The following is a 19,126-nucleotide window of genomic DNA, read 5'->3' as shown; positions in this document are numbered from 1 at the left end:
GCGCTATCGTCTGCTCATGGTGCCCCTCATCGCGACGGTCGTCGCGGCCCTGGCCGCTCTGCTGCACGTGTACATCTTCGTGATGGAGAGCATCCAGTGGACCCAGCCGCGCGTGTGGAAGCGGTTCGGCGTGCCCGACCAGGCGGCGGCCGAGACGACCCGACCGCTCGCGTACAACCAGGGCTTCTACAACCTGTTCCTCGCGATCGGCGTCATCATCGGGCTCGCCCTGTTCTGGGCGGGCGGAGCGGGAACGGTCGCCGATGTCGCGGGCCGGACGCTCGTGCTGTTCGGCCTGGGCTCCATGCTCGCCGCCGCGCTCGTGCTGACCACGAGCGGCGCGAAGTACCTGCGGCCCGCACTGATCCAGGGCACGCTGCCGCTCATCGGCTTCGTCCTGATGCTCTTCGCCTGAGCCGCGGGCCGCCCCCGCGTCGAGCCCCGTCACCGGCACGCGGACCACTGCCCGCGCCCGGCCGTCCCCGCGTCGGCCTCGAGGGCGGAGAGGAGCGCGGCATGCGTCACGTTCGGGGGGACGCGGAGCGCCGCCGCCTGGCCCGCTGCGACGAGCTCACCCGCGACGAACCGGCCGTCATCGGTCCACAGGTGCAGCAGCCGGCGGCCGTACCGGTCCTGCGGCTCCGCCTCGACGGCCGCCCACACCCGCGCTCCTTCGGGGAGCAGGCCGGCAAGGTGATCGCGCGCCCCATCCGCGCCGTACTCGAGGGTCGGCGTCCCCTCCGGGGCGTCGATGCCGATGATCCGCACCCGCACGGCATCCGTCGACCCGAGGAGAGTTGCCCGATCCACGGGACGCGCCCGGATCGTGTCGCCGTCGTAGGCGTACTCCATCGTCATCGCGATGGCGTCGGCGGGCCGGGGCGGCGGCTGGATCGCGACGGGGACGCTCGGTGGTGCCGCGTCCGGTCCGGAGCGGCGCTCCTCGGCGACACACGCGGCGACGAGGATCGCGGCGGCGAGCACGAGCACGCCGAAGAGGCCTGCGCGAGGGTGCGGACGCCGTGCCATCCGCCGATGCTAGCGGCGGCCGGTGACGTCGTTCGGGGGACTGCGGGCGGTCAGGCCGCCAGGCGCAGGCCGCGCGGATCGGTGGCGACGCGCTCGTTCTCGCCGACGCTCTCGTCGTCGCGGATCAGGGAGCCGACCGCCACGCGGGCGTTCGCGCCCACGTACGCGCGGACGCCGATCTTGGCGCGCGCGCCGATCGCGGCACCCGGGCCGATGTGCGCGTGCGGCGCGATCTCCGCCTCGGGGCCGATGACGGCATCCGGCTCGATCCAGACCCCGCGGCCGATGTGCGCGCCCGCGGCGACCTGCACGCCCGGCTCGACGTACGCACCCTGTTCGACGAGCGCGGTCGGGTGCACTTTGGCGCCGTTCGCGATCAAGCCCCGCCCGTTGACGTGCTTGCGGTATCGCAGCGTCTCGCCCCGGTCGTTCTCGATGTCGACGTAGTTCTTGCCCACTGGTCCTCCTAGATGAATGACAACCGTGTCAGGGGGTCGGGCATTCCCCGCGGGCCCCCGTTCCGCAGGTCCATAGGGATTTGTCAGGATGGGCTGATGAGCGATCCTTCCGGCGGTTCCGAGACGACGACCGGACCCTCCCTCGTCTTCGAGGGGACCACCGCGCCCCACACGCTCGCCGACGATGTGCTCGGCATCCTCACCGGCACCTTCGCGGCATCCCTGGGACTGCACCTGCTGCACGCCTCGGAGGCCGTCACCGGCGGCACCGCGGGGCTGTCGCTGCTCCTCGGCTATGCGACACCGTGGCCGTTCTGGGTGCTCTTCGCCGTCATCAACATCCCGTTCGCGGTGCTCGCGGTGGTCAAGAAGGGGTGGGACTTCACGATCCGCACCGTCATCTGCATCGCGCTGGTGTCCGGGTTCGCGCTCGTCCACGAGACCTTCTTCGCGATCGAGCGGCTGCAGCCGCTGTACGGCACGCTCGCCGGGAATCTGCTGGCCGGCATCGGGATGCTGATCCTGTTCCGCCACGGCGGCAGCGTCGGCGGCATCCACGTCGTCGGCCTCCTCATCCAGGAGCGCACGGGCGTGCGTGCCGGATGGACCCTCATGCTGTTCGACGTCCTCGTGATCCTGATCGCACTGCTCGTCGTGCCGTGGCCGAACGTGCTCATGAGCGCGGCCGGGGCGGTACTGCTGAACCTCGTCCTGGCGCTCAACCACCGCCCGGGCCGCTACATCGGCCGCTGAACCGGGGGTCGCCGCGGCGGGTGCCGTGCGAACGGCAGGATCGGGTGTGACTGGTGGGGCCAGTGACCACTCATCCGCCCCAGGAGTCACATCGGATCCTGCGGATCGCCTCGCGCCCCGCGCCGAATCGGCGCGCCGGCCGCGCGGCCGGGGTCAGCGCTGGCAGGACGGGCACCAGAACACGTTGCGCTCGCTGGTCGCGCTCGCGCCCAGCTGCGCGGCGCGGATGAGCGTCCCGCACCGCCGGCACGGCTTCCCCTCGCGCCGGTACACCCACATCCGCTGGCCGGGCCGGTTGTCGCCGGTGAAGGTGCGGCCGCTGCGGTCGCGGTTGAGGAGGATCATGCGCGCGCCGGTCTCCAGGAGGCCCGCCGCGTCCACCTGCGACGCGGGCGTGGTGGGCAGGATGCCGCGGACGAACAGCAGCTCGTTCGCGTAGACGTTGCCGAACCCGGCGACGTTGCGCTGATCCAGGAGCGCGACGTGCACGGCGCGGTCATCGGTGCGGAGCCGCCGTGCCGCCTCGGCGGCGTCCCAGTCAGGGCTCAGCGGGTCGGGGCCGAGGTGGCCGACGATGCGGTCCTCGTCGGCGGTGGGCAGCACCTCCACCATCGCGAGCTCGAAGCCGACCGCCTCGGCGCGGGCCGTGCCGACGATCGCGCGCGCCTGGAAGGCGGGCTTCCGCCAGCGTCCCCCGGGCCGGTACACGTGCCATTCGCCCTCCATCTTCAGGTGCGAGTGCAGCGTGTGCGCGCCGACGCGGATGAGGAGGTGCTTGCCGCGCGGCACGACCTCGTGGACGCGCTCGCCGGTGAGGTCGGCCGTCGCGCTGCCGGGGACGCGGATGTCGAAGCGCGTCACCTCGCCGCCGGCGAGCGCGTCGTGCAGGTTCCGGGCCGTCCGGAAGACGGTGTCGCCCTCAGGCATGGCCCGCCGCGGCGGCGCGGGCGCCCGCCGTCACGCGTCGCAGCGTGAGCCCGCGCGCCGACTCGACGAACCCGGCATCCCGCAGGGCGCGGCCCGCGGGCGTGCCGTAGACGAACGCGCCGCCGACCTGCTCGATCGTGAGGGTGTCCAGGCGCCGGGCGCGGGCGGTCTCGACGAGGCTGCGGGTCGCGGCGGTCAGCACGTCCTCCTCGTCGGTGAACGCCAGCGCCGAGCGGCCCCCGCGTTCGAGGTACAGCACGAGGGCGCCGTCGACGAGCACCACGAGGCCGCCCGCCTTGCGCCCGGGGCGGTGCGCGACGCCGTCCAGCGCGGGCCACGGCAGCGCGGCGCCGTACGGGTTGGCGGGGTCGGTCGCCGCGAGCGTGCGTGCGAGGAGCGGCGCGGGATCGGCGACGGCCGCGAACTCGCGCAGCCGGTCGACGGTGGCCGAGGTCGCGAACTGCGCGGCGCCCAGCTTCTCGATGAAGTATCCGCGGCGGCAGTGCCCGGCATCCTCGAAACCGGCGAGCACGCGGTACGCCTGCGCGAACCCGCCCGGGAGGCCCTCGGCCTGCACGGAGCCGCGCGTGACGACGCCGTACCGCTCGAGGAGGAGGCTCGCGGCCGCGGCCGCACGCAGCGCCAGATCGGGTTCGGCGGCCGGCAGCAGCGACCAGCGGCCGCCGACGAGCTGCGGACGCTGCGGCGCGGTGCGGGGTGCGGCCGCCAGCGGCGTCCCCCGGAACATGCGGCTGCGCGGCGTGCGGCGTGCGACGCGGTGCGCCTGCGAGCCCCCGCCGAGCAGCGACCGGACCGGCGCGAAGGTGTCGTTCGTGACCCGGCCGCCCCACGTGAGGTTCCACAGCGCCTCGACGACGGACTGCTCGTTCTCCGCGCCGATCATGGGGACGAGCTGCGCCGCGAAGTACGCGCCGCCCGCCGCGAGGGCGTCGAGGATCCGCTGCTCGAACGGGGTCGGCTCCTCCTCCGGTGGGGCGAGGGTCAGGGCGGCGGTGTCGGCCGGGTGCAGCGCGATCCAGCCGTCCCGCCCGGGGAGCGACCCGTGCCCGGACCACAGCACCTCGCCGGTCGCGGTCAGCTCGTCGAGCATGGCCGGCGTGTACCCGGTGACCCGCGAGGGCAGCACGAGCGACTCCCACGCGCTCGCCGGCAGCGGCACCCCGGCCAGCTGCTCGATGGTCGCGAGGACCCCGTCCACCCCGTCGAGAGGCCGGGCGAGGTGCTGCCAGACCGGCAGGAAGCGCGCGAACGCCTCCGGGGAGACCGGCTCCACGGCGCCGCGGATCGCAGCGAGGGAGCGCAGCCGCAGCCGCCGGAGCACCTCGCTGTCGCACCACTCGAGGTCGTCGGAGCCACCGGCATCCGACCGCTCGGGCAGGAAGAACCCGCTCGCGATCCGCCCCTGCGACTCGAGACGCTGCAGCGCCTGGCGGGCGACGGCGGCGCCGATGCCGAGACGTTCGGCGACGTCGGCGGTGCGGAACGGCCCGTGCGTGCGGGCGTGCCGGGCGACGAGGTCGCTGAGCGGGTCGACGACGGGCTCCAGGAACGCCGTCGGGATGCCGACCGGCAGCGCCGCGCCGAGCGCGTCGCGCAGGCGACCGGCGTCCTCGATGCCCGCGACGCGGGCGGCGCCGGCGATCGTGACGCGGATGGCGCGGCGGGCTTCGACGAGGTCGTCCAGAAGAGCCTGCGCGGTCCCGACCGGCGCGGCGTCGGCGGCGCGTGCCGCCGGCTCGCCGCCGGGATCGTCCACGGCCGTCGTGTCGGGCTCGAGGCGCGCCGCCACCTCCGCGGCGTCGAGGGGCCCGAGGAGGCGGAGCAGGTCGGCCACGCCCTCGAGCCCGCGCACGCGCCGCGAGGGGTCGAGGCGCTGCACCTCCCGCTCGAACTGCGCGATGATGCCGGGGTCGAGGAGTTCCCGCATCTCCACCTTGCCGAGGAGTTCGCTCAGCAGGGCCGGGTCGACCGACAGAGCGGCGGCGCGGCGCTCGGCGAGGGGCGAATCTCCCTCGTACATGAACGCGCCGACGTAGCCGAACAGCAGGTCGCGGGCGAACGGGGAGGGCTGGCTGGTCGTCGTCTCCACCAGCCGGATACGGCGGTCGCCGATCGAGCGGGCGATGCGGAGCAGGGCCGGGAGGTCGTAGACGTCCTGCAGCACTTCGCGCAGGGTCTCCAGGATGATCGGGAACGTGGGGTGCTTCTTGGCCACTTCGAGCAGCTGCGCCGACCGCTGCCGCTGCTGCCACAGCGGCGACCGCCGGTTCGGGTTCAGCCGGGGCAGGAGGAGGGCGCGGGCGGCGCACTCCCGGAACCGCGAGGCGAAGAGCGCGGACCCGCCCACCTCGTCGGTGACGATCTGCTCCAGCTCGTCGGGTTCGAAGACGAAGAGCTCGGCGCCGGGCGGCTCGGTCTCGGCATCCGGCACCCGCGCGATGATGCCGTCGTCGCTCGCGACCGCCGACCCCTCGACGCCCAGACGCTCGCGGATGCGCGCGTTCACCGCGAGCGCCCACGGCGCGTGCACGTGCATGCCGTACGGGGAATGCAGGATGACGCGCCAGTCGCCGACCTCGTCGCGGGACCGCTCGACGGTGAGTGTCTTGTCCGTCGGGAGGCTCCCGGTGGCCTCGCGCTGCTCCGCGAGGTAGGCCAGCAGGTTCCCGATCGCGTTGTCGTCGAGTCCGGAGTCGCGCAGTCGCGCCGTCGCCTTCTCCGGGGTCGCGGCGGAGACCTCGCGGGAGAACTTGCCGAGCGCCTCGCCGAGTTCCGCGGGACGGCCGAGGCCGTCGCCGTGCCAGAACGGGAGCTTCCCGGGCTGCCCGAACGCCGGGAGGACGTTGACCCGGTCGTGCGTGATCTCCACGATCCGCCAGCTCGTCGTCCCGAGCGTGAACACATCGTTCACGCGGGACTCGTAGACCATCTCCTCGTCGAGCTCGCCGACGCGGGCGTTGCGCGTCTCGCCGGCGACGAAGACGCCGAAGAGGCCGCGGTCGGGGATCGTGCCGCCGCTCGTGACGGCGATCCGCTGCGCGCCGGGGCGGCCGGTGAGGGTGCCCTGGTCGCGGTCCCAGATGACGCGGGGCCGGAGTTCCGCGAACTCGTCGGACGGGAAGCGCCCGGCGAGCAGGTCGAGGGTCGCCTCGTACGCGGAGCGGGGGAGGGAACGGAACGGCGCCGAGCGCTTGACGGTCTCGTACCAGCCCTCCACGTCGACCGACCCGGTCGCGCACGCCGCCACGGTCTGCTGGGCGAGGATGTCGAGCGGGTTCTGCGGGACGGAGATCGCCTCGATCTGGCCGGACAGCATCCGCTCGGTCACGACGGCGGTGTGCAGCACATCGCCACGGTGCTTCGGGAAGAGGGCGGCGCGGCTGACCTCGCCGACCTGGTGGCCGGCGCGGCCGACGCGCTGCAGCCCGGAGGCCGCCGACGGCGGCGCCTCGACCTGGATGACGAGGTCGACGGCGCCCATGTCGATGCCGAGCTCGAGGCTGCTGGTCGCGACGACGCAGCGGAGCACGCCGGATTTCAGCTCGTCCTCGACGATCGCGCGCTGCTCCTTCGAGACCGAGCCGTGGTGCGCCTTCGCGAGGACGGGGTCGGCGCCCGCGGTCGCGCCGGCCTCCGCTGCGTGGGCCCGCATGGCCGCGGGTGTCGCCGGACCGGGCAGGTCGAGGCCGAGCCGCTCCGCATAGATCTCGTTGAGGCGGCCGGTGAGCCGCTCGGCGAGGCGGCGGGAGTTGGAGAACACGATCGTCGAACGGTGCGCGAGGATGCGGTCGACGATGGCCTCCTCGACGTGCGGCCACACCGAGCCGGTGATCTCGGTCGCCTGCGGCGGGGTGTACCAGCCGTCGCCGTCCCCGTCGCCATCGTCGTCCGTCGCCGGGGGCGTCGATTCGGCACCGGGCGGCGGCGGAGGGTTGAGCATGTCGTCGATCGGCACCACGACGGACAGGTCGAACGCCTTCGTGGCGCGCGGCGCGACGATCTCGACGGGGGCGGCGCCGCCGAGGAAGCGGGCGACCTCGTCGATCGGCCGGACCGTCGCGGACAGCCCGATGCGCTGCGCGGGCCGTTCGAGCAGGTCGTCGAGCCGCTCGAGACTGACCGCCAGGTGGGCGCCCCGCTTGGTGGCGGCGACGGCGTGCACCTCGTCGACGATGACGGTGTGGATGCCGCGGAGCGTCTCGGCGGCCTGCGAGGTGAGCATGAGGTACAGCGACTCGGGGGTAGTGATGAGGATGTCGGGCGGGTCGGCGACGAGCTTCCGGCGATCCGCGGACGTCGTGTCGCCCGAGCGCACGCCGACCGTGACCTCGGGGACGGCGATGCCCAGCCGCCGCGCGGACTGCCCGATCCCGACGAGCGGGGAGCGCAGGTTCCGCTCGACGTCGACGCCGAGGGCCTTCAGCGGCGAGATGTAGAGGACGCGCGTGCGCGGCGCCCGGTCCTCCTTCTTCCTCTTCTGCTTCTTGACCGGGGCCGGCGCGGCATCCTTGTCGTGGAAGATGCGGTCGATGGCCCAGAGGAACGCGGACAGCGTCTTGCCCGAGCCGGTCGGCGCGACGACGAGCGCATGGCGGCCGGCGGAGATGGCATCCCATGCCCCCGTCTGCGCGTCGGTCGGGCGCGCGAAGGCGGAGCGGAACCAGTCCTGCGTGGCGGGACCGAACCGCTCGAGAACATGGGCCATGACCCCATCTTCCCCCGGGCCGCCGACACACGGGCGGGGGTTGCGTCGGCGGGCGGTTTCGTGCGTTTCGGCCCGACCGCGCGCGGTCCGGGCTATGGTGGGGGATTCGCCGTCGACCGCCGGCGGGAGGGAGAAGCAGCCATGCAGGACCAGACCGAGACCGTGTGGATGACCCCCGCGACCCTCGCCGCGCTCGAGGCCGAGCTCGCGACCCTCACCGACAGCGACCTCGACCGCGCCCGGGCCATGGAGGTCCGGGAACTGATCCGCCGTGCCGAGGTGGGCACGAAGCCCGACGACGGCCTCGTCGAGCCCGGCATGACCGTGACGGTCCGCTTCGAGCGCGACGGCTCCACGGAGACGTTCCTGCTCGGCAGCCGCGACCTCGTCCGGCAGGACGCCGGCCTCGACGTCGACGTGTACTCGCCGACCTCGCCGCTCGGCGCGGCCATCACCGGCCGCTCGGTCGGCGACAGCGTGACGTTCGAGGCGCCGAACGGCGCGACGCTCGCCGTCACCGTCGTCGCGGCCGTCCCCTACGCCTGACCCGGCCCGCTCACCCGAGGCTCACCTCCGTCAGCGACCCCGCCCGCAGCTCCAGCGTCCGGTCCACGCCGAGACGGCGCAGGAACGCGTCGTCGTGGCTCACCACGAGCACCGCGCCGCGGTAGGCCGCCAGCGCGCCGATCAGCTGGTCGACCGTGTCGAGGTCGAGGTTGTTGGTCGGCTCGTCGAGGATGAGCAGCTGCGGCGCCGGGTCCGCCAGCAGCAGCCGGGCGAGGGCCACGCGGAACCGTTCGCCGCCGGAGAGCGCCGCCACCGGCCGGAGCGCGGCGTCACCGCGGATGAGGAAGCGCGCGAGCCGGTTCCGCAGCTCGACGTCGCCGACGCCCGGCGCGGCCGTGCGCACGTTCTCGAGCACGGAGGCCGCGTCATCCAGCCCGTCGACCCGCTGCGACAGGTAGCCGATCCGGTCGGTGTGCGCCTCGGCCGACGGGCCGGGTGTGTCATGACTCCGCCTGGACGGGGTCCGTGCGGCCTCGTCCGGTGCGTCCGCGGGTGCTGAGGCGGAGTTGTGACCCGCCTCCCCGCCCGCCGCGGGACCCGCCGAGGCGACGAGCCGCTCGAGCAGCGTCGTCTTCCCGGCGCCGTTGGGTCCGATGAGGGCGACGCGCTCCGGCCCCTGCACGATCCACGACCGTGACGCGTCGCGCAGGGTCGCGATGCGCCGGCCCGCCGAGACCGCCGGGTCCGGGAGGTCGATGCGGACCGCGTCGTCGTCGCGGACGCGCCGTTCCGCCGCGTCGTGCGCCGCCCGGGCCGCGGCCTCCTTCCCGGACGCCTCGACCCGCAGCCGCCCCGCGGAGACCTGCGCTGCGCGCTTGCGGGCGCTCGCGACGATCCCCGGCACCCGCTTCTCCACCTGGGCCTTGTGACCCATCGCCGCGCGGGTGGCGAGCACCGACTCCTGATGGATGCGGTCGCGCTTCTCGCGCCGCACGAGCTGCGCGGCCGCCGCCTCGGCCTGCCGCGCCGCGGCCTGCTCCGCGTCGAGCCATGCGCGCCATGCCGTGTACGGGCCGCCGAAGACCGAGAGCTCGTTGTCGTACAGCTCCGCCGTGTCGTCCATGAGGTCGAGCAGCGCCGTGTCGTGGCTCACCACGATGAGGGTGCCCCGCCACGCGCGGACGAGGTCGTGCACGCGCCGCCGCGCGTCGCGGTCGAGGTTGTTCGTGGGTTCGTCGAGGAGGGCGATCGGCGCCGCCCGCAGTCGGACGCCGACGAGGGCCGCGAGCACGCCCTCACCGCCGGAGAGCTCGCCGATCCGGCGATCGAGCGCGTCGGCGGGCAGGCCCGCCTCGGCGAGGGCGGCGGTCGCGCGCGCCTCGACATCCCAGTCGTCGCCGACCGCGTCGAAGTGGCGCGGGTCGACGTCCCCCGATTCGATGGCCCGCACCGCGTCGAGCGCCCGCGCGACCCCGAGCGCCTCGGCGACCCGCAGACCGACGTCGAGGGTGAGCTGCTGCGGCAGCAGATCGACGGCGCCGACGCGGGCGAGCGTTCCGCCGGTCGGCTCGAGCGCTCCCGCGATGAGCTTCAGCAGCGTCGTCTTGCCGGAGCCGTTCCGGCCGACGAGGCCCGTGCGTCCCGCGCCGAACGCGCCGGACAGCCCGCGCAGGGCGACGGTGCCGTCCGGCCAGGTGAAGGTGAGGCGGTCGAGCGTGACCGCGGAGGTGAGGGTGGTGGGCATGGTGTCTCCGTGTCGGTGGGTGCACTGACACGGGGATGCCGAAGGGCCGGGGATCCCGGGAGGTGGACGGCGGGTCGACGTGTCAGCGCGGATGGGGCGCGAACACATCGGGACCTCGGAGGAGGGGACGGCTCAGCGCGGATTCACAGCGCGGTGGCGTCGATACCCTTCAACGGTCTTCCTCACACTCGGGACGAGAACTCGGAAACGCTATGCCACCCGGCATCCGCTGTCAAGGGCGGGCCGGTCAGCTCTCGATGCGCTCGAGCTGCTTGTCGAGGAACACCCGCACGTCGCGCAGCTCGTCCTCCGAGACGCTGTGCGTCAGGCCGGGGTACACGCGGCCGCTCAGGTCCACCCGCCCGGGCAGCCAGTCCACGGTGTGCTCGACGAGCGCGAGCGGGATCGTCTCATCGTGCGAGCCGCGCCCCCAGAACACCGGCGGGCGCACCTCGGCGAGCTCGGCATCCGTGTCGAGCGCTCCGGGCGTGACATACCCGGAGAGGTTCACGGCGAAGGCGATGCCCCGGGGTCGCAGCCGCAGCGCCTGCAGCGCGACCGCGGCGCCCTGGGAGAACCCGAGCAGGCCCACCGGACGACCCTCGGCGACGCCGTCCAGCCAGCCCAGCAGCACCTCGGCGGCGATCGTGACCTGGGTGGGGTCGCGCCCGTCGAGCCCGTCGATCGGATACCAGGAGTACCCGGGCAGGGGGAACGGCGGCGGCAGCGGTGCCCGTACGGCCGCGACGACGAACCGGTCCGGCAGGTACGGCACGAGGCCGAACAGGTCGCGTTCGTCCGAGCCGTAGCCGTGCAGCAGCACGAGCAGGGGCCGGCCCTCCCGCTCGGCGGGCTCGGCAGACCACAGCACCGCCGTGGGATCCAGCGCGGAGGGGGAGACCATGGCATCCATCTTCGCAGGGAGGTCCGACGGCGCCGCCGCCCCGACGGGGTTCGGGGTATACATGAGGCATGGCCGTCCGCACCCCCGATCCCGATCCGAACGAGCGCGACGACGACGGCGAGCCGCGTGACCCGCTGCGCGGACTCGACTCGACGTTCGACCGTCCCGGGCACCCCGGCGGCGAAGGGTCGTTCGGCTCGGGCGGCCGGGGCGCGGCGCGGAACCCCGCGTGGCTCTCCGACATCGAACTCGCCGAGGCGCGCCGCCGCCTGCCCATGCTCTACGTGGAGGCCGTCCCGGTCCGCACCGATGGGATGGGGGCGGTGACCGAGGTCGGCATCCTGCTGCGCGCGACCCCCGTCGGGGAGATCACCCGGTCGATCGTCAGCGGCCGCGTCCGCTACGGCGAGCCGGTGCGCGACGCCCTGTTCCGCCACCTCGAGAACGACCTGGGGCCGATGGCCTTCCCGCTCCTCCCGCCCCAGCCGGTGCCCTTCACCGTCGCGGAGTACTTCCCGATCCCCGGCGTGAGCGCCTTCCACGACGACCGGCAGCACGCCGTCTCGCTCGCGTTCGTGGTCCCCGTCACGGGTACGTGCGAGCCCCGGCAGGACGCCCTCGAGGTCACCTGGATGACGCCGGAGGAAGCCTGCTCGGACGCCCTCGCCGCCGAGATGGAGGGTGGCCGCTCGACCCTCGTCCGCCTGGCCCTCGCCTCGGTCGGCGCCCTGCGCTGAGCCGCGTCCGCACGGCGGCCTCCGCCCCCGTCCGGGCGCGGGGCGCCGGCGGGCGTGTCGGGGGTCGTGCGCCGGCCCCCGCGAGCACTATTCTCGATTCACCGGTGACACCCGCACCGGCCTTCCCCGGTCGCTCCTCCCCCCGCGACGCACCCGGTCCGTCCGATGCCGCGATGCTGCCTGCGACCGCGCGACACATCGGAGACCCGTGAGCGACCAGACCCCCACCGACGACCCCTCCGCGTTCGATCAGCTGCTCGGCGCCGGCTCCGCCGCCTCGTTCACGACCGGCTTCCGCGGCTACGACAAGGACGAGGTGGATGCCGCGATCGCCGACCTCACGCGGCGGCAGGCGGCGCAGGCCGACGAGGTCGCACGCCTGAAGGACGCGCACCACCGGGTGACCCTCACGGCCGGCGCGGGGGCGCGGCGGATCGAGGAGCTCGAGGAGCAGGTCGCACTGCTCACGGCCCAGGCGGCCACCGCGGAGGACCGGGTGCAGACGCTCAGCGACGAGCTGCTCGCCACCGGCGGCGAGTCGGTCGCGCGGCAGCGGTTCGAAGAGGTGCTCCACGTCGCCGAGGAGCAGGCCGGCGTGCTGATCCGGAACGCGACGGTCCAGGCCGAGCGCCTGCTGGGCGCCGCGCACGAGGAGATCCTGGCCCGCCGCGCGGAGGCGCAGGCCGACGCCGAGGCGATCGTCGCCCGCGCGGAGCACGACGCCCAGCAGGCGCGGCTGCGCATCGACACCGAGCTGACCGCGCATGAGGCGCAGCTCGAGCGCGAGCGGACGCACGCGGCCGAGAAGGTCGCCCAGGCGGAGCGGGAGGCGGCGGCGATCCGCACCGAGGCCGAGAAGGGCGCGGCGGCGCTGCGGTCGATGACGGCGCGCGAGGCCGAGCGCACGCGGGCCGAAGCCGAGGAGGCCGTCCGGCAGCTGCGCGTGCGCGCCCTCGAGTTCGAGGAGTCGCTCACCCGCCGGCAGGACGACGCGCAGCAGGAGTTCCTCGTCCTGCACAACCAGGCGGTCGCGCACGCCGAGCGCATCACGCAGGACGCAAACGACCAGGTCGCCGCCTCGCTCGAGCACGCACAGCGCGTCGCAGGGAAGGCCGACGACTTCGAGCGGCTGATGCGGGCGCAGGCCCAGCAGATCGAAGCGGATGCCGCGGCGCGCGCCCGGGAGACGCTCGAGCGCGCGCGGGTGAAGTCGCAGAAGATCATCGACACCGTCACGAACCACTCGCAGGCTGTGCTCCGGGATGCGGAGGACCGCACGCGTGCGCTGCGCTGGCAGCAGCATCAGCTGACGAGCTTCATGGCCGAGGTCAGGGAGCTCATGCGCACCGACGTCCTCGGCGGCGCCGAGGCGCTGTCCGCGGAGGACGCCGCCGCGATCGAGGCGGTCGTCTCCGTCGAGGAGGCGGTTGCCGTCGAACTCGCCGACACGGTCGCGGAGATCCAGGGGGAGTCCGGCCGGGACGGCGACGCCGCAGCGGGCACCGCGGACGCCGAGGGCGAGCCGACGCCGGTCTGACGCCGGTCATGACGCGGCGCCGAGCCCGCGAGGGACCCGGCGCCGCGGATGACGTCGATCAGCCGGCGGTGTATCCGCCGTCGGCGACGAACTCCGCGCCCGTCGCGAAGCTGGCATCGTCGCTGGCGACGAACGCGATGAGGGCGGCGATCTCCTCGGGGCGTCCGAGGCGCCCCATCGGGGTGCCGGCGATGAGCGCGTCGCGGTCGGTCTCGCCGAGGATGGGCGTGTCGATGAATCCGGGGTGCACGGAGTTGACGCGGACGCCCTCCTTCGCCCAGCCGAGCGCGGTGGTCTTGGTGAGCAGTCGCACGGCGCCCTTCGCGGCGTGATACGCGGGGCTCACGCCCGAGCCGACGATGCCGTACATCGAGCTGATGTTGACGACCGCGCCGTTCCCGCTGGCCTTCAGCGCGGCGGCGGCGGCCTTCATCCCGAGGAAGACGCTCGTCTGCGTGACGGCGACGACCTTGTCCCACGTCTGCGAGGTGGTGACTTCGAGCGGCTCGGTGTCGCCGATGCCGGCGTTGTTGACGAGGACGTCCAGGCGCCCGTGCCGATCGAGGACCGTGGCCACCGCGGAGGCCCAGCCGTCTTCGCTCGTGACGTCGAGGTGGACGAAGGACGCCGACCCGCCGTGGGACTGGATCTCGGTGACGACGGCAGCGCCGGCGTCATCCTGCAGGTCGGCGATCACGACCGTCCCGCCCTCGGCGGCGATGCGCTTCGCGGTCTCCTTGCCGATTCCGCTCGCGCCTCCGGTGATGAGTGCGACGCGGCCTTCGTAACGAGTCATGATCTTCCTCTCTGTCGATGGTCCGACCCGGGGTCGGCGATCACAGACGACAACGAGGAAGAAGAGATATCTATTCCAGTGAATAGATTTGGCGGAGCGTCGCGGTGTCCGGCGGAGGGCGCGGTCAGGCGGTCGTGAGGCGCGACAGCTCCGCGACGAACGCGTCCACGTCGTCGGCGTGCGTGTCGAACGAGCACATCCAGCGCACCTCGTTGCGCGCGGCATCCCAGTCGTAGAAGCGGAAGCTCTCGCGCAGGGCGTCGGCCACCCCGTCGGGCAGCGTCGCGAAGACGCCGTTGGACTGCGTCGGCTGCGTGAAAGCGACGCCGCGGATCGAGCCGTCCGCGATGCCGGCCTCCACCTCGGCGCGCAGGCGGGCCGCCATCGCGTTGGAGTGCCGGGCGTTGCGCAGGTACAGGTCGCCCTCCAGCAGCGCGATGAGCTGCGCCGAGACGAAGCGCATCTTGGAGGACAGCTGCATGTTGAGCTTCCGCAGGAAGATCAGGCCTTCGGATGCCGCCGGCTCGAGCACGACGACCGCCTCGGCGCCGAGCGCGCCGTTCTTCGTGCCGCCGAAGCTCAGCACGTCGACGCCGACGTCGCGCGTGAAGGCCCGCAGCGGGAGGTCGAGGGCGGCGGCGGCGTTGGAGATGCGGGCGCCGTCCAGATGGACGCGCATCCCGAGGCCGTGGGCGTGGTCGGCGATCGCGCGGATCTCGTCCGGCGTGTAGAGGGTGCCGAGCTCGGTGGACTGCGTGATCGACACGACGAGCGGCTGCGCGCGGTGCTCGTCGCCCCAGCCCCAGGCCTCGCGGTCGATGAGCTCGGGGGTGAGCTTCCCGTCGTCGGTGGGGACGTTCAGGATCTTGATGCCGGCCACGCGCTCCGGAGCGCCGCCCTCGTCCACGTTGATGTGGGCGGTGGATGCCGCGACCACGGCGCCCCACCGGGGGAGCATCGACTGCAGACCCGTCACGTTGGCGCCGGTGCCGTTGAAGACCGGGAACGCCTGGACGCCCTCGCCGAAGTGCTGCGCGAAGACCTCCTGCAGCCGGGCGGTGTACGCGTCCTCGCCGTAGGCGATCTGGTGTCCGTCGTTCGCGGCGCCGATCGCGGCGAGGATCTCGGGGTGCACGCCGGAGTAGTTGTCGGAGGCGAAGCCGCGGACGGCGGTGTCGTGGAGGGTGCTCACGAGCATCCAGCCTAGTTCTCGGGGCCCGCCCCCTCGCCGATCCCCCCCGCCGATGTCGGTGCCGGCGCGTACCCTCGCGGTATGTCCGACGATCTCCGTCCCGACATCGATCCCGCCGCCGCGGCCGACGCGACCGCCGGCGCCTCGCGCCTGGCCCCGCCCGGGGGTGAGCGGACGTTCCTGCACGTCCTGGTCAACACGGCCGCCGCCAACGTCACGACCAGCTTCCTGTGGTTCGCGCTGACGTTCTGGGTCTACATCGAGACCGAGTCGGTCCTCGCGACCGGCATCATCGGCGGGGCGTACATGCTCCTCCTCGCGATCTTCGGCATGGTCTTCGGCACCCTCGTCGACCGGCACCGGAAGCACCGGGTCATGGTGGTCTCCGCCCTCGCGACGCTCGCGGCGTTCCTGATCGCCGGCGCCCTGTACCTCGCCCAGCCCGAGTCGGCGCTGCTCGACCTCGGCGGCCCGTGGTTCTGGCTGTTCTCGGGCATCATCCTCGCCGGTGCCGTCGTCGAGAACCTCCGGAACATCGCGCTGTCGACCACGGTGACGCTGCTGATCCCCGTCGAACGGCATGCCAATGCGAACGGCCTCGTCGGCACGGTCCAGGGTCTCGCGTTCCTCGTGACGAGCGTCTTCTCCGGCTTGTCGATCGGGCTCCTCGGCATGGGGTGGACGCTCGTCATCGCCATCGTCATGACGGCGCTGGCGCTGCTGCACCTGCTCACGATCCGCGTCCCCGAGGACCAGCCGGAGCGGGACGGGACGGCGAAGGCCGTCGACGTGCGCGGGGCCGCCCTCGCGATCCGCGCCGTGCCGGGACTGTTCGCCCTCATCATCTTCTCCACGTTCAACAACCTCATCGGCGGCGTCTACATGGCGCTCATGGACCCGTACGGGCTGACGCTGTTCCCCGTCGAGTGGTGGGGCGTCGTCCTCGCCATCGGATCGACCGGCTTCCTCGTCGGCGGCGGCATCATCGCCGCCAAGGGCCTCGGCCGGAACCCCATCCGCACCCTCCTCGTCGTCGTCATCGCCATGGGCGCCCTGGGCGCGCTCTTCACGATCCGCGAATGGGGTTGGCTCTACGCGGTCGGGATCTGGATGTACATGGCGCTCGTGCCGGCAGCCGAGGCCGCCGAGCAGACCGTCATCCAGAAGGTCGTGCCGTTCGAGAAGCAGGGCCGGGTGTTCGGCGCGGCGACCGCGCTGGAGGTCTCCGCGGCGCCCATCACGTCGTTCCTGATCGCGCCGATCGCGCAGTTCTGGGTCATCCCGTACATGCGCAGCGACGCGGGGGCCGACGCCTGGGGCTGGCTCCTCGGCGAGGGCGAAGCCCGCGGCATCGCCCTCGTGTTCCTCTTCGCCGGCCTGATCATGATCGTCTTCGGCGTGCTGGCGTTCCTCACGAAGTCGTACCGCGTGCTCTCGGCCGAGTACGCCGAGGCGCCCGGGATCCGCGCCGGCCGGCGGGGAGACCGGCCCGCCGGCGTCGTCCCGCGAAACGATGGGCGGCGTCGCCGGCGGCGGTGGTGGCGGTCAGTCCTGACCGAGCGTGCGGATCGTGTCGTTGACGCTCGCGGCATCCGCGTCCCACAGCGCGGCGAAGCGTTCGGCGAGGTCGTCCTCGAGACCGGCGAGCGCCTTCGCGCGGAAGACGACGGCGGCCGCCCGCAGGGGAGCCTGCTCGTCGCGTGCGGCCTTGGCGAACCCCTGCGCGACGGCCCGCGTCCACGCCTCGGAGGCGGCCTTGACCGCGGCGTAGTTGGCGCCGCCCGCGAGGGGACGCGCCACGGCGGTGGACGAGACGATCGCGAGGCGTGCCGCATCCGAGGCCCGCAGGTCGGCGTCGAAGGCGCGTGTGACGTGGCGGAGCGCGGTGAGCCCGCGCTCGAGGAACCGGTAGTCCTCGTCGCTCTGGCCGGCCAGGCCCCCGCCGCCGCGCCAGCCGCCGACCAGGTGCAGGATGCCGTCGGCCCGAACGCCGTCCGCCCGCAGCCGCTCCGCCAGCCCCGCGACCTCCCCCTCGTCGTCGAGGTCGCACCGCTCCACGCACACCGGCGGCGCGAGGTCGCCGGCGGCGCTCGCCGCCCCCAGGGCGAGCGCCGCCAGCTTCTCCGGGTCGCGGCCGACCGCGATCACCCGCGCCCCGGCCCCCGCCAGGACGCGGCATGCGGCCGCTCCGCTCGTGCTCGTGGCCCCCGCCACCAGCACGGTCCGCCCCGCGACACCGCGGGGGGAGTCAGGCATCCGTTCCCCGGATGCCCGCGGTCGATTCGATGATCGGCCGCATCTTCTTCTCCAGCGCCTCGAAGAACATCGACAGCGGGAACTCGTCGTCCAGCACTGCGTCGGTGTACCCCTTCGGAGCTCCCGTGAGCACCTCATCCGGGAGGCCGCGCGCCCACGCCGAGGCGGGGTGCGGGGTGAGGGTGGCGCGGACGAGGTCGTACGCCGCGAGCCAGTGCGCGACCTTCGGCCGGTCGATCGACTCCCAGTAGAGGGCATCGATCTCGTCGGCGAGTGCGACGACGGCGGCCGGGACCTCGTCCCAGTCGAACGCGAGCGCCGTGTCGGTCCAGTGCAGCACGCCGCGCCGGTGCAGCCAGGCGAACAGCAGCTGACCGCCGACGGCGTCGTAGTTGCGCACGCGTGCGCCCGTGATGGCGAAGCGGAAGATCCGGTCGAAGATCACGGCGTACTGCACGAGACCCGCGTGCTCGAGCATCTCGCGCTCGGTCGCCGTCGGGTCCTCGCGCGCGGCGAGGCGCTGCTCGATCGCGACGCACTCCCGGAACGCCGTCAGATCGCAGCGCAGCTCCTCCAGCGAGTACAGGAAGTACGGCATCCGCTGCTTGATCATGAACGGGTCGAACGGCAGGTCGCCGCGCATGTGCGTGCGGTCGTGGATGAGGTCCCACATCACGAACGTCTTCTCCGCGAGCGTCTGATCCTCCAGCATCCGCGCGGCGCCGGCCGGCAGGTCGAGCTTCGTGATCCCGGATGCCGCGCGCACGACGCGGCGGTAGCGGGCGGCCTCGCGGTCCTGGAAGATCGCCCCCCACGTGAACGTCGGGATCTCGCGCATCGCGACCGTCTCCGGGAAGAGCACGGCCGAGTTGGTGTCGTACCCCGGCGTGAAGTCGAAGAGCCGCAGCGAGACGAACAGGCGGTTCGTGTACTCCGTCTCGAGCTGGGCGATGAACTCCGGCCAGATGACCTCGACGAGCACCGCCTCCACGAACCGGTTCCGCGACCCGTTCTGCGTGTACATCGGGAACACGACGAGATGCGGCAGGCCGTCGATGCGGTGCTCCTGCGGCTGGAACGCCGAGAGGGAGTCGAGGAAGTCGGGCACACCGAAATCGTCCTCCGCCCAGCGGTCGAAGTCGCGCACCGACGCGGCGAGATAGGCGGCGTCGTGCGGGACGTGCGGGGCGAGTTCGTCGATCGCGCCGGTGATGTCGGCGACGAGCCGCCGCGCGGCGGGACGATCGACGGGGTCGGCGACCGAGCCGTCCTGCGCCTGCAGGGCCTGCAGCGCGGTGGCGGCGGACTTCAGCGACAGCCACGCGGGGTGGCCGGCGAGGGAACGGGCGTCCTCGACGACCTCGGGCTCGCCGATGACGGCCTGCTCCGTTGCGGGGGCGTGGCTGATGGTCATGAGTCCTCCGTTCGTCGCTCGCGGTTCCCGAGATTCTACGGGACTTCTTCCGCCGGAGAAATCCGCAGACAGGAAGATTTCCGGTAACCTGGCCCGGTGAGCACCCCGCACCAGCCCCACGCCGAGACGGGGCACCTCGACGACGA

The 19,126-nt window shown here is 73.3% G+C and carries 15 protein-coding genes and 1 pseudogene; 6 read left to right on the top strand and 10 right to left on the bottom strand.

Features of this window, described 5'->3' with window-relative positions; all coding sequences use genetic code 11:
• Positions 1-16: 16 nt before the first annotated feature.
• Positions 17-415 carry a DUF1304 domain-containing protein gene (locus BR85_RS10965; protein ID WP_276523358.1) on the top strand — a complete coding sequence of 133 codons (399 nt, stop codon included), beginning with the start codon at positions 17-19 and terminating at the stop codon, positions 413-415.
• A gap of 29 nt (positions 416-444) precedes the next feature.
• Here BR85_RS10965 and BR85_RS14950 read toward each other — a convergent pair whose 3' ends face one another.
• Positions 445-1,029, bottom strand: coding sequence for a thermonuclease family protein (locus BR85_RS14950; RefSeq protein WP_051526302.1), 585 nt, complete (start codon positions 1,027-1,029; stop codon positions 445-447).
• Positions 1,030-1,079: 50 nt separating this feature from the next.
• The gene (locus tag BR85_RS10955) at positions 1,080-1,487 is read right to left on the bottom strand and encodes a transferase (RefSeq protein ID WP_028496574.1); all 408 of its coding nucleotides are present in this window, start codon (positions 1,485-1,487) and stop codon (positions 1,080-1,082) included.
• Positions 1,488-1,583: 96 nt separating this feature from the next.
• Between BR85_RS10955 and BR85_RS10950 the strand changes: the two genes are divergently transcribed.
• On the top strand, positions 1,584-2,240 hold the full coding sequence (locus BR85_RS10950; RefSeq protein WP_028496573.1) for a YitT family protein: 657 nt from the start codon (positions 1,584-1,586) through the stop codon (positions 2,238-2,240).
• A gap of 153 nt (positions 2,241-2,393) precedes the next feature.
• On the opposite strand, the gene BR85_RS10945 is transcribed toward BR85_RS10950, so the two are convergent.
• Positions 2,394-3,167, bottom strand: coding sequence for a DNA-formamidopyrimidine glycosylase family protein (locus BR85_RS10945; protein WP_028496572.1), 774 nt, complete (start codon positions 3,165-3,167; stop codon positions 2,394-2,396).
• Positions 3,160-7,893: an ATP-dependent helicase gene (locus tag BR85_RS10940; RefSeq protein WP_036272819.1), complete on the bottom strand. Its 4,734-nt coding sequence runs from the start codon at positions 7,891-7,893 to the stop codon at positions 3,160-3,162. Before BR85_RS10940 ends, BR85_RS10945 begins: the two co-directional genes overlap by 8 nt.
• Before the next feature lie 141 nt (positions 7,894-8,034).
• Here BR85_RS10940 and BR85_RS10935 point away from each other — a divergent pair, with 141 nt between their 5' ends.
• Entirely contained in the window at positions 8,035-8,439 is a 405-nt protein-coding gene (locus tag BR85_RS10935; RefSeq protein WP_028496571.1) for a GreA/GreB family elongation factor, read from the top strand.
• A 10-nt stretch (positions 8,440-8,449) separates the two neighbouring features.
• On the opposite strand, the gene BR85_RS10930 is transcribed toward BR85_RS10935, so the two are convergent.
• Both BR85_RS10930 and BR85_RS10925 read right to left on the bottom strand, forming a co-directional pair.
• Positions 8,450-10,144, bottom strand: a complete 1,695-nt coding sequence (locus tag BR85_RS10930; protein ID WP_028496570.1) for an ABC-F family ATP-binding cassette domain-containing protein — start codon at positions 10,142-10,144, stop codon at positions 8,450-8,452.
• A 247-nt stretch (positions 10,145-10,391) separates the two neighbouring features.
• The gene (locus BR85_RS10925; protein ID WP_028496569.1) at positions 10,392-11,048 is read right to left on the bottom strand and encodes an alpha/beta hydrolase; all 657 of its coding nucleotides are present in this window, start codon (positions 11,046-11,048) and stop codon (positions 10,392-10,394) included.
• Between the two features lie 68 nt (positions 11,049-11,116).
• Here BR85_RS10925 and BR85_RS10920 point away from each other — a divergent pair, with 68 nt between their 5' ends.
• Both BR85_RS10920 and BR85_RS10915 read left to right on the top strand, forming a co-directional pair.
• Positions 11,117-11,785: an NUDIX hydrolase family protein gene (locus tag BR85_RS10920; protein WP_028496568.1), complete on the top strand. Its 669-nt coding sequence runs from the start codon at positions 11,117-11,119 to the stop codon at positions 11,783-11,785.
• 208 nt (positions 11,786-11,993) lie between these two features.
• Positions 11,994-13,322, top strand: a complete 1,329-nt coding sequence (locus BR85_RS10915) for a DivIVA domain-containing protein (protein ID WP_028496567.1) — start codon at positions 11,994-11,996, stop codon at positions 13,320-13,322.
• A gap of 58 nt (positions 13,323-13,380) precedes the next feature.
• Here BR85_RS10915 and BR85_RS10910 read toward each other — a convergent pair whose 3' ends face one another.
• Together BR85_RS10910 and BR85_RS10905 are read right to left on the bottom strand one after the other, a co-directional pair.
• The gene (locus BR85_RS10910) at positions 13,381-14,118 is read right to left on the bottom strand and encodes an SDR family NAD(P)-dependent oxidoreductase (protein ID WP_028496566.1); all 738 of its coding nucleotides are present in this window, start codon (positions 14,116-14,118) and stop codon (positions 13,381-13,383) included.
• 124 nt (positions 14,119-14,242) lie between these two features.
• On the bottom strand, positions 14,243-15,310 hold the full coding sequence (locus tag BR85_RS10905; RefSeq protein WP_028496565.1) for a threonine aldolase family protein: 1,068 nt from the start codon (positions 15,308-15,310) through the stop codon (positions 14,243-14,245).
• An 81-nt stretch (positions 15,311-15,391) separates the two neighbouring features.
• Here BR85_RS10905 and BR85_RS10900 point away from each other — a divergent pair.
• Positions 15,392-16,765 (top strand): annotated as a pseudogene (locus tag BR85_RS10900) (MFS transporter); the annotation flags it as partial.
• Between the two features lie 90 nt (positions 16,766-16,855).
• Here BR85_RS10900 and BR85_RS14945 read toward each other — a convergent pair.
• Positions 16,856-17,566 (bottom strand): SDR family NAD(P)-dependent oxidoreductase, encoded by a 711-nt coding sequence (locus BR85_RS14945; protein ID WP_051526301.1) that lies wholly within the window; start codon positions 17,564-17,566, stop codon positions 16,856-16,858.
• On the bottom strand, positions 17,559-18,980 hold the full coding sequence (locus tag BR85_RS10895; protein WP_028496564.1) for a DUF6421 family protein: 1,422 nt from the start codon (positions 18,978-18,980) through the stop codon (positions 17,559-17,561). The genes BR85_RS14945 and BR85_RS10895 overlap by 8 nt, the downstream gene beginning before the upstream one ends.
• Positions 18,981-19,126: the final 146 nt, after the last annotated feature.

Source organism: Microbacterium sp. UNCCL10, assembly GCF_000746195.1.
GTDB lineage: Bacteria > Actinomycetota > Actinomycetes > Actinomycetales > Microbacteriaceae > Microbacterium > Microbacterium saccharophilum.
Note: the sequence above shows the minus strand (reverse complement) of the source record. Positions and strands in the feature narration are given on the sequence as shown.